We start from the raw sequence: 14,967 nt of genomic DNA on the forward strand, positions 1-14,967 counted from the left end.
GCTGTCACGGCCAGATTATGAAGACCAAGATTACCGGCAGGTTGCTAGCAAACCTGGCTCCACAAGAAAAAGCATACCGCATCCATGATACCTCCCAGCCGGGGCTTTTCATCCGCGTACTTCCCAGCGGACATGCCTCATATATGGTGACTTGGGCGCGGAACAAAGCGATAACGCTGGGGCGAGTGGGCAAGATGACGCTCGAACAAGCACGAACCGAGTCGGCTCAGTATCTTGCTGAGGCGCACGCTCATGGTGAGCCATTAGCCGTTTCTCAAGAACGAAAGGTGGGAGGTATGCCCACCTTCGAATCCTTTCTCACTGACCAATTCGAGCCTTGGTCGAAAACCCATCATCGAGATGCTGTTAACAGCTCCCGTGCCATTCGGAAGAGTTTTGCGGATCTGTTTACGCTGCGTCTCAATGAGATCGACGCTCGGCGCATAGAGTTATTGCGTACGACCTGGCTGTCGGGAGGCCTGACCCCTGCATCCGCCAATCGGAATATGACACGCTTGCGCGGTGTGCTGACTCGGGCGGTCGAATGGGGTGTGCTAGAGGTACATCCGATGGCTAAGCTGAAACGCCTAAAAGTCGATAAGCGCGGTCGGGTGAGATATCTGACACCAGGAGAGGAAAAGGCACTACGTGACGCTATGACGGAGAGAGAGGCGACTATTTGTGCAGAGCGAGATAGTGCAAACAAATGGCGCACTGATCGTAAAAAGGATTTGATGGTTGACCTTAATAAACTTTATTTTGCTGATCACCTTAAGCCTTTAGTTCTAATCTCAATCAATACAGGTATGCGAAGAGGTGAGGTATTCAACCTGACTTGGACAGACATTGACTTAAAAAATAAAATAATCACGGTGGAAGGCGCCACCTCAAAATCCGGACAGACGCGGCATATCCCGATAAACAAAGAATTACTGGAAATATTAACCAATTGGAAGGATCAAACTAGCGATAAAGGTTTCGTATTTCCCGGCAAAGATGGTCATAGGTTGGATAATGTTAAGAAGTCATGGGACGGACTTCTGACGCTTGCCAAAATTGAGGGATTCCGCTGGCATGATCTACGACATACATTCGCATCAAAGCTAGTTATGGCGGGGGTTCCCCTCAACACGGTGCGTGAGTTACTAGGCCATTCAGATCTTGCGATGACGCTGCGTTACGCACATTTGGCTCCCGATAGCAAGGCGGCAGCGGTGGAGCTGATTTAGATGATCACTCTTCGCCTATCATTTTAAGGAAAGCTTCATACGTAGACTTAAAGTTTTGGTTCTTTTCCCTAAATGCTGCAAAATCTTCCAGCGATGGCATTCTTCTCGATACCTCATGTAAATCTAACTGTGGAGTTTTGGAAATATAATCCGGTTTTATAATTTCATCCTCAATTGAGAAGAGTTCTGATTTGCCAAAGAAAGTATCGTTAGATTGAGTGACCGCAGATGCGATTATTTTATCTTTTGCGCTTAGAGCATTCGGCGCAATGTAATAAGTTCTAAGCTTCGTAAGAATAGGATCGTCGTCGCAGTGAGCCGTTACAAGAGCCGTTTCTAAGTCTAATTGTCCATTTTTTAAAGCGTCATCATTTATAATGTCTTCTACATCTTCAATTAAAAAGTTCGCGGCAGCTTCAGTTATCAAATCCTCGATGATCTGAGTTGAGGTCTTGCCCGTTGAATTTGATAACCCCTCTAGCAAAGCTTTGGAAATCGGTTTCACACGAAGGTGAATCGTTTCGGATTTTTTTCTGACGGCCATGATTTTTTTCCTTGAGCTGTGGTGCCGCTAAGGTTGCCACACATGTGGCGTGCAACACAAGAAAATGTGTTGACACAAAAGTGGCACCACAATAAGGTGGCTACACAAACCCAGCCAGTCATGGCATCAGCAGCTAAGGAATTATCAGATGAGTCTGAACAACCCAATAACTCCCCTCTCAGTAGGCGTTGACGATGGTGCGCGATTGATTGGTGTCGCTCGATCCATGTTCTACGAAATTCTGGCGAGGAGAGAAATCGAGAGCTTTAAGCTGGGCCGACGCCGATTGGTATTGGTCAAAAATCTGGAGGCTTTCATCAACCGCCAAGCCAAGGAGAACAGCAGATGAGCCTCCGCATCATTGATTACGCTGGAAACGTCTTGGGCATGCTTCAGCTATCAGGAGCGATCCTCCTGGCAGATTTGGAATCACTCCGCCGATTAGGTGCTTACCGAGTGGAACTCATCAAGCGTGGCGAAAATTGATTGAAAAAAAAGCCTCTGCCCGAATGGCCAGAGGCTTTGTCACTAATCAGATTCGCAAGCTTGGCAAATTCGTCTGTTGATTAGCGCAGTCACGAAAGGCATTAACAGTATTGCAAGCCGAATACCTTTTTGATTCTGTAAATGGTTGCTTCCCCTGCATCTGCTGTGTGAGATATCTCTCGTATAGGTAGACCTAACTGATAGTCCGAGAGCTGCTTGCCAAGCTATATCAGATATCTATTGATGATAGGTATACGATTCAATTATCATTGATCTATCGAATTATAGATCAAAGAATAGCTCGCCATGAATGCCCACCTGTATCTCCGAGCATCGACCAAAGACCAGGACGCCAACCGTGCAAAAGTCGCCCTGGAGTTTTTCGCTACCGAAAAAGGGTTGAGCATCATTGGTATCTACGCTGAGAACATCAGTGGTACCAAGCTCGACCGCCCTCAGTTGCTTGCCCTACTCGATACTGCCGAAAAGGGAGACGTACTTTTGGTTGAGTCCGTAGACCGCCTTAGTCGGCTCTCGCCGACAGACTGGGACACCTTGAAAGCGACCATCAAAGTCAAGGGGCTTCGGTTGGTTGTAGCTGATCTGCCCACCAGCCACATGCTGGTTGAGGCGAAGGGAATTACAGGTCAGATCATGGATGTGATCAACAATATGCTGATCGACCTGATGGCGACGATGGCGAGGTTGGATCAGGAGAAGCGTGTGGAACGTATCAGGCAAGGTCTGGAGAACAAACGTGCAGCTGATCCTGAATGGAAGCCAGCAGGCAAAGGCAAGAACGTGGCCAAGTGGGCGGAAGTTCAATCGCTGATGCAGAAGCATCCTACGATGTCTGCTGATCAGATTGCCAAGCTGGCTGAGTGCGGTGTTGCCACTGTGTACAGGATCAAACGAGAAACGAAGACTGCCTGATGATCGCGCTACCCCTTTTCGCTTTGATTGGGGCAAAGGTGATAGCAATTCTTCAGTATCTCTGGCTCATCGCTAGATTCATACGCAAACGCTTCATTGATCGGAGAGACAGATCATCAGAGAGAAATTCGCTTACCCTTCGCTCCTCATGGAAGGTTGACTCGCAGTTTGTGTTGAATGTACTGTCTATTCATACAGTAAAGGGTGTTCCTCAAGAAGACCCCGTTTTGAGGGATCGGCCCGGTTAACTGGGCACCTTCTGCTTCGATTGGGCTAGTCTTGATGGTTTTGCTCAAGACACTTGCCCTATACTCCGGCGATGAAAAAATATCAGCTATGCATATCAATATGACACCCCATAAATTCCGTGTAATCGACCTATTTTCCGGTGCTGGTGGCATGACGCTCGGCTTCACAGATGAAAGGTTCTGTGGTGGGTTCGAGTGTGTTCTGTCGGTCGACAACGATGCGGCGGCAATGAGAACGCATGAGCAGGCATATTCTGCTCCAGCGGTGGTGGGTAACATTGAGGATTGGCTGCAAACAAGCCCTGAGATTCCTGCTGCGGATGTAGTCATCGGTGGCCCACCCTGTCAAGGTTTTAGTCTTCTCAACAAAAACAGGACTGGGGATGGTCGTCGAGCTTTATGGGAGCCATACATGGATGTTGTGGAGCAGTGTGGTGCCAAAATGTTCGTGATGGAGAATGTCCCCGAACTGCTGCGTTCCAGTGAGTTTTTAGATATTCAAGATCGGGCAATATCTATGGGCTTTGAGATGATCTTTGAGGTTGTGAACACTGCCGATTATGGTGTGGCACAAACTCGAAAACGGTTGATTATCATCGGATGGAAAAAAAGGTTAGTCGAAACGCCCGTGTTGCCGATTAAGACTCATTCCAAGAATCCAGACGACCGATTTCTGCCTCCATGGAGAACGGTCAAAGATGTGATAGCAGATTTGCCGGAACCCGTTGGCATTCAAATTCGCGAGTGCGCTCCTCCTTTGAATTTACATTTTGGTCGCACTCCAACAGAGAAAAGCCTTGCTCGGTATAAGGCTGTACCTCCTGGCGGCAATCGCTTCGATTTGCAGCGAAATGCACCTGAGATTACTCCAGCATGTTGGATTCGCAAGACGTCGGGCGGCACTGATCTGTTTGGAAGACTTTGGTGGGATAGACCGAGCGTGACCATCAGAACTGAATTCTTCAAACCAGAGAAAGGTCGCTATCTACACCCAGAAAAGCATCGCCCGATAACTCACCGCGAAGCAGCGCGGATAATGGGATTCCCAGATGACTTCCCTTTTCAAGGGACAAAAATTGAAATTGCACGCCAAATAGGTAATGCAGTACCTCCTCTTCTTGCTGGTGCTATAGCGAAAGTCGTATTGAAGGTGCTGAGTGCGAAGGCTGAGACAATGGCAGCGTAGTTAAGCGGACCGGTCTTGATTGCCTGATGCCTTAGATGCTACATGCCGTTGAAAGTATTTGTAGTATTCTGCAAAGGCAGAATACACCCAGAGTCATAGCATTCGTCATGGGAGATGGTGAGTTGGCAAGGCGTTCACTGAAGTTGCAAAACGATCCAGAAAGTTTGCGAATTCGCTTGCTGGAGCTAATCACTAACTTCGGTCTTGAACTGAAGCATGGTGATCTTCGTGCAAGGGTAATCTCTTTAGTGCCCACCTTTCATGCTCTCCGTGACCTGGGTAGCTCTCTGATTCCTAAATCGAGTGCTGCATCTGCTAGGGATCGCATAATTCTTTATCTCATCACTTATCCACGCAAAGTGATTAAAGGCGATGAGCTGATGGTGGTCTCAGGTATTGGCGAATGGGCACGACGCGTTCGTGAGCTCCGTGTTGAGCAAGGTTGGAGCATCGTTACGGGAGTGACGGCACAAGAAATGGTCAAGGCTGGAGACCTCGACCTAACCATGCTGGGTGTCGAGTCATTGATGGTCGATGACTATGTATTGCTTGATGAGACCCAAGATAGGGACGCTGCATTTCGTTGGAATAGTGCAAATACTATTCGTAAGAAGAAACTTGCTGTAAAAGATAAACTGCTGGAGTTTCTCCAAGTAAATGTGGGGCGAGCCGTCACGGGTGAAGAGCTTAGATATGTTGCTGATGGCTCAACCGAATGGGCTCGCAGAGTACGTGAGCTGAGAACCGAAGAAGGTTGGTCTATTGCTACGCGAACTACGGGGCGTCCGGATTTACCGATTGGTGCTTATGTCCTTGAAGATATGAATCAAACACCACCGCATGATCGAAAAATCCCCGATGACGTTAGAGGTGAAGTGCTGGTTAGAGATGAGTACTCCTGTCAACACTGTCGATGGACTCACTCGATGTGGAACGCGTCAGACCCTAGACACCTTGAGTTGCACCATGTTCTTCATCACGCAAAAGGCGGAAAAAACTCGGTGGAGAATCTTATTACGTTATGTACTATCTGTCATCATAAGGTGCATAGAAAGGAACGGTTCGATTAATCACTTCTCATACTTGATTTTAGCATAGCTGTTGAAGTAGTTGATTAAGCGTGTCTTGCCCTTTTTTTAACTGGCATTCCCATATAATCAAAGTTCGCCAGCCTAGAGCCTCCAAGGCCTTAACGTTTTCCGTATCCCTTGCCACATTGCGTAGAAGTTTTTCATTCCAGAACTCGTACCTAGTCTTGGGTATGGTAGCGTATTGACATTCTGAATGATGATGCCAAAAACATCCATGGACAAAAATACAAGTCCGGAATTTTGGCATCACAATGTCCGGCTTTCCGGGCAGGTTTTTCTGATGTAACCGAAATCGATAGCCATGAGCGTGAAGGAACCTCCTGACTATGAGCTCAGGACGGGTGTTTTCACTACGAACGGCTGCCATCATTCTTGATCGAGTCGCTTGGTCTACGAAATCCACTCTGTTTACCTTTTTGTGGCAAGTCAGCACATTGAATTTTGATCGTTATTTCCAGGCCATGGACCTCTACGCCGGTCAAGGAGGTCTCAATGAAGGCTTTGCTTCACCCATTTCACTTGGCAGTCAAACGCGTCACCTTCTTGTAAAGCGACGATTTGAATTCGTCCTAGTCACTTGAATGGTGACGACGCTGAGCAAGTTATTGCCTCTATGGGCACCATACCATCACGTCACTCATTTGCCCAATACGAGGAATGGGTCTTGCTGAGATTTACGATAGTTTTTGTAACTTTCAAGTCTGAATGAATTGTTTAGGTGCAGTCATATTTATAGGGTTTCTTTAGTTGCCCACGCTTTCTCTGGGAATGTGAGGTGCGACATTATCAGTTTGCGAAACTTTTGAATGTCTAGCGAGCCTCCCTGCAATACTTTAAATGTTGTATCGTATATCAGGTCTTTGAATTCAGGCCAGTTTTCTGGGTCGTTTAGCATCGCTTGGCCATACCTCTTGTTAATTAGAGGCTCATATTTAACATAAAAATATTTATTGTATGTTTGGCTCTGCGCTACACGCTCAAGAGCCATGTAACCTATAACCATTACCTTTCTTAGGCTTTTAAGCATAGGCACCCTGTCGCCGCCATAAGATATGAATCTTGTTAAGCCGTCCATATAAGTTATATATTTTGACTCTTGATTTGTAAAAGACGGGGTAAATATTTTTATTTTGCTGATCTCTTCCCACTGCTTCACTAGGTGATTATAACTAATCAACATTAGGTCATCGAAGGCCTTTGTTTTATCTAGTCCAGCAATTTTATTGGCAATTTGCGCTTTTTTGGATTTTTTTACTGGGCTAGTTTTAATGTATTCCGATACTATGTTTCCCAAGTATCTCTCTATCATTACAAGAATGTCATTTGTCGACATATCATCTGTAATCTTCCATTTTACCTTAAGCTTCTTATTGCTTATGGATAGTCCGCCCCCAAGATAATTGTTCTTGAATTTTTTATTTTGATAAGCCCCTCCATAGAACAGATTCAAATGGTGAAATAAGCCTTTTGAAGTTTTGCCCTTAACTGGCGCTATATGACAAAGATGTACCTCTCCTGAAGGCTTATTCCTAACAAGTTCCATAGTTTTAGTGAAAGACTCAATGCTATGACCTTCTAAGATTTGAACGGTCTTGGCTTTTTTACATTGTCTTACTAAATAGATCACTTCTTTGTTTTGACGTAAATTCGCTCTTTTTTGCTCAGCGCGTGTCATTGAAGACTTTATCTTAAGGTTTCCAATCTTTCTACACTTTGTGGTGCAGTACTTCTGGCTAGGCCATTGTTTAGAAAGCTTTGGAATTACCACATTGCAGTTTAGGCAGTACTTAATCATAACTACTTCTCTAGGGATGTAGTTATTGTTTACAGTTTTATTTTAAGCCGTCCCCATATCCTGACTAGTCATGGACCTATTGACACTGTACAGGGGGCGGGAGGACACTCGGCTGACAATCAACTCAGCTGGCAGGGAAAGCATGAAAATCTCTAGGATAAAGATCGAAAACTTCAGGTCAATCGAGTCTTTAGATCTGTTTTTTTCGGATTTCAACATACTTGTAGGCCAAAACAACACGGGCAAGACGAACTTTTTTGAAGCCATTAACTGGTTTTATACGGGCTCATCAAAGTCGGGAACGATCGAAAATATTCAATACATGCGGGATTCGAGCAAAGAAGTTGTTGTGAGTGTAGAGTTTTCAGGTGCTCAGCATGGCGCTGAAAATATGATCAATGTGGGGAACAAAGCAAAAATTCTAGCAATTCTCGCAGGCTCAGATGCGATCACGATAACTAGAAAAAGTAGCGACCCCAAAAAAAGAACTGTCGAAATTGAAGGGCAAATTGCTAAAAATCCTGCTGGCTTCGATTCTGCGCTAAATGATTTTCTGCCAAAGTTTGAATATATTCACACAAGACAGTACTTTGAAGAATTTACTAAATATAGTCAGAAAAGTGCAGTTGGGATCATGCTCGCTTCTGTAATTGAGCAGATTTTGGATGATGATCCAAAGTACAAAGAGTTTCATGCTACTTTTGAAAAGCTATTCAACTCCGAAGATTCTGCGATCTACGGTCATTTCCGAGATCTCGGCGGCGCAGTCAAGGGGCATTTAGAAAAGCAATTCTCAGAGTGTTCTAAAGTTCTATTTGAAGTCATTTCACCAGAATTTGGGGATCTGTTGAAAAAATTCGAAACGGTAGTGGATGATGGAATTGAGACATACGCCAGCGAGAAAGGCGATGGAATGCAACGTGCATTGATGCTTGCAGTTATTCAGGCCTATGCAGATTATCGAAAAGCAAGAGAGGATGCTGGCAAGTCATTCCTATTTTTCATTGACGAAGCTGAACTTCACTTGCATCCCACGGCTCAGCGAAAGCTGAAAAAGGTTCTTCTAGAGTTGAGTGAGAAGCTTGATCAAGTATTTATTAGCACTCACTCTTCGGTGTTTGTTGCTGAATCAAGCGAAGTGGAAAGTATCTTCAAGACGGAAAAAAGCGAGTGTACAACCGTTATTCGTAAAACAGATGATTTCGATAAGCCATATATTATTTATGAGCTATTAGGCGGTAGTCCAGCGGATTTGCTTCTTCCAAGAAACTTTCTTATTGTGGAAGGTCCTAGCGAATTTGAACTGCTGACAAGGATTATCAAGCGCCATTACCCGACCATGCCTGCGTTGCAAATAGTGTCCGCAGAAGGCGATACTCATCAAGCGAAGCGGACTATCAATGCGATAACTAAAGCTTTTTCGCCAATGAGCAACTCTATCTATAGCGATAGATTTATAGTTTTGTGTGATATGCCGTCAATCAAAGCTAAACCAGGTTTCGATGAATTCATTAAACTTAACAAACCACTGAATGATAATAACCAAATTCACGTGCTTAGTTATGGAAGTCTTGAGGAATGTTATCCAGATTTCTTGGATTGGAAGAGGACCGCTGACGCGGTTAGCGCCATGAATGGTGATCAAAAGAAAAAACTTGCAAGGCGTGTGGGGGATGAAATCACTCTCGAAGCATTTGAAGCGGAGATGAAAACGCTAAAGCAAGCGCTCGATTTGGCATGGGCTAGAGCGCTGTAATATTTTATGGGCGGAATATCTCCTATTCCGCCTTCTGCTCAAGCTGTCATATTTCTTTGAACAACGACGCGAGATCAATCTTCAGCCCGTCCGCGAGTGTTTGAATCGCATCAAGGCTGGGATTCGCTCCACCAGTCTCGATTCTTGACATATACGTCCGAGCGAAACCGCACCTGTCAGCGAACTCCTCCTGGTTCATGCCTGTGGCAAGACGGAGTTCACGAATTCGATGGCCAAAACGATGACGTAGGGAAGGTGGCATTCCCAGATGATGTGGCGATGTGATCTAATCGTGAACACACTAATCGTGACATTTGGCCTTTTGATGCGGTCTATGGCTACGGCCTTGGCTTCTGGGCCTGCTCAAGGGATGTGAGATGGGTGTAAGGCGTGACGTGGATGCCCATTCTCGGGTTGCTAAGATAGGAGATCTTCTAAATGGTAGTTCACCGCGCGACTGCGCTGCTATTGGCAGTACTTGCCAGCAATTCGATGGCCGCTAGCTTTGACTGCACTAAGGCGAGCAATTTTGCCGAAAAGGAAATTTGCAGCGACGGCTACCTTTCCGGTCTCGACACTTCTCTTAGTCGAAACTACAAAGCTGCGTTGCTGAAGGCTCCTGACCGGCAGGATGCTCTTATCCAGTCCCAACGTGAGTGGCTTGCCACTCGAAACCAGTGCACTACACAGAAATGCCTCGACCAAGCAATGGTCACTCGTTTCAAGGCGATTGAAGACTTTACGAGCGCCGAAATAGGGAGAAGACTGGAGTTAGAACAGCAACAGCAAATCGCCAAATCTCAAGCAGAAGACGCTGATCGCACTCGACGCAAACACGAGGCATACGTAGCGGAAGAGCAGGCTTATCAACAGCGGCGACAGGCTGCACAACAGCAGACCGTTTATTCTCAGTCGAATACAGTCTCTGCCTCATCTACCTATCAAACATCGGCCTATCAGACTGCTCAGCAACCGCAACATCAATTCGCAGAGACTCGTGAAGAAACGCTTTGGCAGCAAATATTCAGCATTTTATGGAAGTGTGCGTTGATAGTAGCGGTTGTAATGTCCTGCTGGGCGGTTAAGCGGCACCGCAGAGCGGAAGCCACTATCTACAATAACTATACCGATGCAACGATCACCAATTTGCTGCCAGTCACTGGCTGGGGTATAGGCCTTCTTTGTGGCTGGCTCGGATTGCCTCATCAAGTGTACCAAGTGTGTGTAGTCACCGGGATACTGTTGGCGGTATTTTTCGCAATATATACAGCAGTCAAAAGTAATCGGGGCGGTCTAAATATCTTACTAACTATTGTCGCCAAGTTAACGTTTGTATCTGTGTTTTACGTGGTCATTGGATTCTTGATACTTTCATTTTTTGGTGGGGCTCGAAGAAAAGGCGAATCTCTAACGCAGGCAGAGGCCCGACGACGCAGAGAGTCAAGAAATACTAGAGTTCAGATAGTCGCTGTGTCTGCGGGTTATACTTTCTTTACCGCATGGCTTTGCCGTCGGGCTGAATTTACGTCTTTATCAGAATGCTTAGAACTTGACCCTGCACTATATTCTGCCTGACCGCCTGCGTAAGTCATTATATAGAAACATGTATGACGTTTTGATTCGAGCGTCATAAACCATAGTAAGTGTTCCGGGTTGGATTATCCACGGAGTTCCCCCCCCCCGCGCTGAACATCAAAAATTGGAGTTGTATTCATGCGTCATCACATTATAGCAACGGCTCTCCTTGTAGCTTTTTCCTCCCCCTCCGTATTTGCAAAAAGCGAATATTCTGCGGCATACAGTGCTTGCACTGATAAGTCAGGCGGCAACACATCCGCGCTTAGCGATTGCAGCTATGCAGAGTTAGTCAAGCAAAATGCCCGGATGGATAAGGCTTATAAGTCGGCGATTACTGTCTTACCTGTCGGGAAGATGAGGAAATTGCAAGAAGGCCAAGCTCTATGGGTGAAGTTTCGAAAGGCTGATTGCAGCATGTACTATTCCCTCACCGGAGGCACGATGGACCTTCTAGAGGGGGCGGGGTGCGAACTGAGGATGACCTTGGAGCGTGCAGACACACTGGAATGGTTTGCTGAGAATGGCGCCGGGGAAGATGAAGAGCCTGAGAGCGACGCGTTGTGAGTATTAGCCTGCAATAACAAGCGTCCAGCTCGCTCACTCAGATGAATGAAACGTAAAAGGCCCCGCCTGAGAGATTCAGAGCGGGGCCTTTTTTGTTCGTGCTGCTGTCACGCTGCTGTCACCGTTTCGGCGTCGGTCGAGACAGCGTTGCGTAACCTATTGATTTATATGGTGCACCAGGCGGGATTCGAACCCACGACCACTGCCTTCGGAGGGCAGTACTCTATCCAGCTGAGCTACTGGTGCAAGCGGGCGCCATGATACTCATATGCACCGCGGGCGTCCATGCTGCTGAATCGACTGTGGTTTTCGCAACCGTAACAACCGTTTGCTACGTTGATCAGAAAAATTAGGCAAATGCGCCGTTTTCGTTCTTTTTTTCGAACAGAGTCTTGTCCTTTAGGCGCTTTGATCCTACGATCCGTTTGAGATTTCAAACGCTCTTGTCTGGGTGCTGAACCGCACGAGTTTCGAACAGTGCGCTATTTATGTGCTTCAGCCCGGTGAATGATTTCCCTGACGGCAGCCTTTAAGGCGCCTTTCTACAATCATAATTCGCTCCGCGCTTGCCGCGGTGCTGTTAAGGAAAGCCGACATGCAGCTTAAAGACACCCAGTTGTTCCGCCAGCAAGCCTTTATCGATGGCGCTTGGGTTGATGCGGACAATGGTCTGACGATCAAGGTCAACAACCCGGCAACGGGCGAAATTCTGGGCACTGTGCCGAAAATGGGCGCTGCCGAAACCCGCCGTGCAATCGAAGCCGCTGACAAAGCGCTGCCGGCCTGGCGTGCACTGACCGCCAAGGACCGTGCGAACAAGCTGCGTCGCTGGTTCGAACTGATCATCGAAAACCAGGACGACCTGGCTCGCCTGATGACAATGGAACAGGGCAAGCCATTGGCCGAAGCCAAGGGCGAAATCGTTTACGCCGCTTCCTTTATCGAGTGGTTTGCCGAGGAAGCCAAGCGCATCTACGGTGACGTGATTCCGGGCCACCAGCCAGACAAGCGCCTGATCGTGATCAAGCAGCCAATTGGCGTGACCGCTGCAATCACCCCGTGGAACTTCCCGGCCGCGATGATCACCCGTAAAGCCGGCCCGGCCCTGGCCGCCGGTTGCACCATGGTGCTCAAGCCTGCTTCGCAAACCCCATTCTCCGCATTCGCTCTGGCTGAACTGGCCCAGCGTGCCGGCATTCCTGCCGGTGTGTTCAGCGTTGTGACCGGCAGCGCCGGCGACATCGGCAGCGAGCTGACCAGCAACCCGATCGTGCGTAAATTGTCCTTCACTGGCTCGACCGAAATCGGTCGTCAGTTGATGGCTGAATGCGCCAAGGACATCAAGAAAGTGTCCTTGGAACTGGGCGGCAACGCGCCGTTCATCGTGTTCGACGACGCGGACCTGGATAAGGCCGTCGAAGGCGCGATCATTTCCAAGTACCGCAACAACGGCCAGACCTGCGTCTGCGCCAACCGTCTGTACATTCAGGATTCGGTCTACGACGCGTTCGCCGAGAAGCTGAAAGTGGCCGTGGCCAAACTCAAGATCGGCAACGGTCTGGAAGAAGGCACCACCACGGGTCCGCTGATCGACGAAAAAGCCGTGGCCAAGGTTCAAGAACACATTGCTGACGCGATCAGCAAAGGCGCAACCGTTCTGGCGGGTGGCAAGGTCATGGAAGGCAACTTCTTCGAACCGACCATCCTGACCAACGTGCCGAAGAACGCTGCCGTGGCCAAGGAAGAAACCTTCGGTCCATTGGCGCCGCTGTTCCGCTTCAAAGACGAAGCCGAAGTGATCGCGATGTCCAACGACACCGAGTTCGGTCTGGCTTCGTACTTCTATGCTCGCGACCTGGGTCGTGTGTTCCGTGTGGCGGAAGCCTTGGAATACGGCATGGTCGGCGTCAACACCGGGTTGATCTCCAACGAAGTCGCGCCGTTCGGCGGCATCAAGGCGTCGGGCCTGGGCCGTGAAGGCTCCAAATACGGCATCGAAGATTACCTGGAAATCAAATACCTCTGCCTGGGCATCTAAGCTCGAAGGGATAAGCCCGGCAAGGCATTGCTTCAAACGCAAAGGGCACGAGAGCGCTGACCCTTTGCGTGCTTCAAACGGAATTTTCTCTGTGGCCGGGAACGCTGTGGCAGTCGATCATCGCATGCTGCCGTAGTTGCCTCCCCGCCGCATTTTCCTTGAACCACACCGCCCGATGAGCGGTGAATGAGGACTTTATGAGCAAGACTAACGCATCCCTGATGAAACGCCGCGAAGCCGCTGTACCACGCGGTGTTGGCCAGATTCACCCGATCTTCGCCGAGTCCGCGAAGAACGCCACCGTGACCGATGTTGAAGGTCGCGAGTTCATCGACTTCGCCGGCGGCATCGCCGTGCTGAACACCGGTCACCTGCACCCGAAAATCATCGCCGCCGTGACCGCGCAGCTGAACAAGCTGACCCACACCTGCTTCCAGGTACTGGCCTACGAACCGTACGTAGAGCTGTGCGAAAAAATCAACGCCAAGGTGCCAGGTGATTTCGCCAAGAAAACCCTGCTGGTGACCACCGGTTCCGAAGCCGTTGAAAACGCCGTGAAAATCGCCCGTGCCGCCACTGGCCGTGCCGGCGTGATCGCGTTCACCGGCGCTTACCACGGTCGCACCATGATGACCCTGGGCCTGACCGGCAAAGTCGTGCCTTACTCGGCCGGCATGGGCCTGATGCCAGGCGGCATCTTCCGCGCGCTGTACCCGAACGAACTGCACGGTGTGAGCATCGACGATTCGATCGCCAGCATCGAACGCATTTTCAAGAACGACGCCGAGCCGCGTGACATCGCTGCCATCATCATTGAGCCGGTTCAGGGCGAAGGTGGTTTCTACGTCGCGCCGAAAGAGTTCATGAAGCGTCTGCGCGCTCTGTGCGACCAGCACGGCATCCTGTTGATCGCTGACGAAGTACAGACCGGCGCTGGCCGTACTGGCACCTTCTTCGCCATGGAACAGATGGGCGTTGCTGCCGACCTGACCACCTTTGCCAAATCCATCGCTGGCGGCTTCCCGTTGGCCGGTGTTTGCGGCAAAGCCGAATACATGGACGCCATTGCTCCAGGCGGCTTGGGCGGCACCTACGCCGGTAGCCCGATCGCTTGCGCCGCGGCCCTGGCCGTGATGGAAGTGTTCGAAGAAGAGCACCTGCTGGACCGCTGCAAGGCAGTTGGCGAGCGTCTGGTCACTGGCTTGAAAGCCATCCAGGCCAAGTACCCGGTCATCGGCGAAGTCCGTGCCCTGGGTGCGATGATCGCGGTCGAGCTGTTCGTCGACGGCGACAGCCACAAGCCGAACGCTCCTGCAGTGGCATCGGTGGTGGCCAAGGCTCGCGACAAGGGTCTGATCCTGCTGTCTTGTGGCACTTACGGCAACGTTCTGCGCGTCCTGGTACCGCTGACTTCGCCGGACGAGCAACTGGATCAAGGTCTGGCAATCATCGAAGAGTGCTTCTCGGAGCTCTGATTGCCAAGTGTGACCTGATCGACAAAAAGCCCGCTTAGGCGGGT

General features: G+C 49.0%; 15 protein-coding genes and 1 tRNA gene. 11 read left to right on the forward strand and 5 right to left on the reverse strand.

All coding sequences use genetic code 11. The features are described from left to right. Window positions 1-17 precede the first annotated feature (17 nt). Window positions 18-1,229, forward strand: a complete 1,212-nt coding sequence (locus EYC95_RS11785) for a site-specific integrase (RefSeq protein ID WP_131060507.1) — start codon at window positions 18-20, stop codon at window positions 1,227-1,229. 4 nt (window positions 1,230-1,233) lie between these two features. On the opposite strand, the gene EYC95_RS11790 is transcribed toward EYC95_RS11785, so the two are convergent. Beyond that, window positions 1,234-1,773 carry a hypothetical protein gene (locus EYC95_RS11790; protein WP_131060508.1) on the reverse strand — a complete coding sequence of 180 codons (540 nt, stop codon included), beginning with the start codon at window positions 1,771-1,773 and terminating at the stop codon, window positions 1,234-1,236. Window positions 1,774-1,921: 148 nt separating this feature from the next. On the opposite strand from EYC95_RS11790, the gene EYC95_RS11795 reads away from it, so the two are divergent. The 5 genes from EYC95_RS11795 to EYC95_RS11810 all read left to right on the forward strand — a co-directional run bounded on the left by EYC95_RS11795 (window position 1,922) and on the right by EYC95_RS11810 (window position 5,696). Next, window positions 1,922-2,122: a helix-turn-helix domain-containing protein gene (locus EYC95_RS11795; RefSeq protein ID WP_131060509.1), complete on the forward strand. Its 201-nt coding sequence runs from the start codon at window positions 1,922-1,924 to the stop codon at window positions 2,120-2,122. After that, window positions 2,119-2,259 (forward strand): hypothetical protein, encoded by a 141-nt coding sequence (locus tag EYC95_RS30155; protein ID WP_165557452.1) that lies wholly within the window; start codon window positions 2,119-2,121, stop codon window positions 2,257-2,259. Before EYC95_RS11795 ends, EYC95_RS30155 begins: the two co-directional genes overlap by 4 nt. A gap of 306 nt (window positions 2,260-2,565) precedes the next feature. After that, on the forward strand, window positions 2,566-3,192 hold the full coding sequence (locus EYC95_RS11800) for a recombinase family protein (RefSeq protein WP_131060510.1): 627 nt from the start codon (window positions 2,566-2,568) through the stop codon (window positions 3,190-3,192). A 282-nt stretch (window positions 3,193-3,474) separates the two neighbouring features. Further along, window positions 3,475-4,626 (forward strand): DNA cytosine methyltransferase, encoded by a 1,152-nt coding sequence (locus EYC95_RS11805; protein ID WP_218568842.1) that lies wholly within the window; start codon window positions 3,475-3,477, stop codon window positions 4,624-4,626. 143 nt (window positions 4,627-4,769) lie between these two features. After that, complete coding sequence (locus EYC95_RS11810; protein ID WP_218568843.1) at window positions 4,770-5,696, forward strand: HNH endonuclease; 927 nt, start codon at window positions 4,770-4,772, stop codon at window positions 5,694-5,696. Window positions 5,697-5,715: 19 nt separating this feature from the next. Here the strand turns inward: EYC95_RS11810 and EYC95_RS11815 are convergent, their stop codons facing one another. Together EYC95_RS11815 and EYC95_RS30615 are read right to left on the reverse strand one after the other, a co-directional pair. Further along, on the reverse strand, window positions 5,716-6,150 hold the full coding sequence (locus EYC95_RS11815; protein ID WP_305955864.1) for a very short patch repair endonuclease: 435 nt from the start codon (window positions 6,148-6,150) through the stop codon (window positions 5,716-5,718). A gap of 297 nt (window positions 6,151-6,447) precedes the next feature. Further along, window positions 6,448-7,392 carry a hypothetical protein gene (locus EYC95_RS30615; RefSeq protein ID WP_256656951.1) on the reverse strand — a complete coding sequence of 315 codons (945 nt, stop codon included), beginning with the start codon at window positions 7,390-7,392 and terminating at the stop codon, window positions 6,448-6,450. Between the two features lie 262 nt (window positions 7,393-7,654). On the opposite strand from EYC95_RS30615, the gene EYC95_RS11825 reads away from it, so the two are divergent. Then, entirely contained in the window at window positions 7,655-9,268 is a 1,614-nt protein-coding gene (locus EYC95_RS11825; RefSeq protein ID WP_131060512.1) for an ATP-dependent endonuclease, read from the forward strand. Window positions 9,269-9,314: 46 nt separating this feature from the next. Here the strand turns inward: EYC95_RS11825 and EYC95_RS11830 are convergent, their stop codons facing one another. Continuing rightward, the gene (locus EYC95_RS11830; RefSeq protein WP_131060513.1) at window positions 9,315-9,530 is read right to left on the reverse strand and encodes a helix-turn-helix domain-containing protein; all 216 of its coding nucleotides are present in this window, start codon (window positions 9,528-9,530) and stop codon (window positions 9,315-9,317) included. Between the two features lie 176 nt (window positions 9,531-9,706). On the opposite strand from EYC95_RS11830, the gene EYC95_RS11835 reads away from it, so the two are divergent. Both EYC95_RS11835 and EYC95_RS11840 read left to right on the forward strand, forming a co-directional pair. Beyond that, entirely contained in the window at window positions 9,707-10,843 is a 1,137-nt protein-coding gene (locus tag EYC95_RS11835) for a lysozyme inhibitor LprI family protein (RefSeq protein ID WP_131060514.1), read from the forward strand. Window positions 10,844-10,981: 138 nt separating this feature from the next. After that, a complete protein-coding gene (locus tag EYC95_RS11840) occupies window positions 10,982-11,410 on the forward strand; it encodes a lysozyme inhibitor LprI family protein (RefSeq protein ID WP_131060515.1) in 429 nt (142 codons plus the stop codon). Between the two features lie 169 nt (window positions 11,411-11,579). Here EYC95_RS11840 and EYC95_RS11845 read toward each other — a convergent pair. Then, window positions 11,580-11,656: transfer RNA gene (locus tag EYC95_RS11845), tRNA-Arg, on the reverse strand. Between the two features lie 349 nt (window positions 11,657-12,005). Here EYC95_RS11845 and gabD point away from each other — a divergent pair. Then, on the forward strand, window positions 12,006-13,448 hold the full coding sequence (gene gabD, locus EYC95_RS11850; RefSeq protein ID WP_131060516.1) for an NADP-dependent succinate-semialdehyde dehydrogenase: 1,443 nt from the start codon (window positions 12,006-12,008) through the stop codon (window positions 13,446-13,448). Window positions 13,449-13,645: 197 nt separating this feature from the next. Further along, window positions 13,646-14,923 (forward strand): 4-aminobutyrate--2-oxoglutarate transaminase, encoded by a 1,278-nt coding sequence (gene gabT, locus EYC95_RS11855; RefSeq protein ID WP_131060517.1) that lies wholly within the window; start codon window positions 13,646-13,648, stop codon window positions 14,921-14,923. The last annotated feature ends 44 nt before the right edge of the window (window positions 14,924-14,967 follow it).

Source organism: Pseudomonas sp. BGI-2 (assembly GCF_004310295.1).
Classification (GTDB): Bacteria; Pseudomonadota; Gammaproteobacteria; order Pseudomonadales; family Pseudomonadaceae; genus Aquipseudomonas.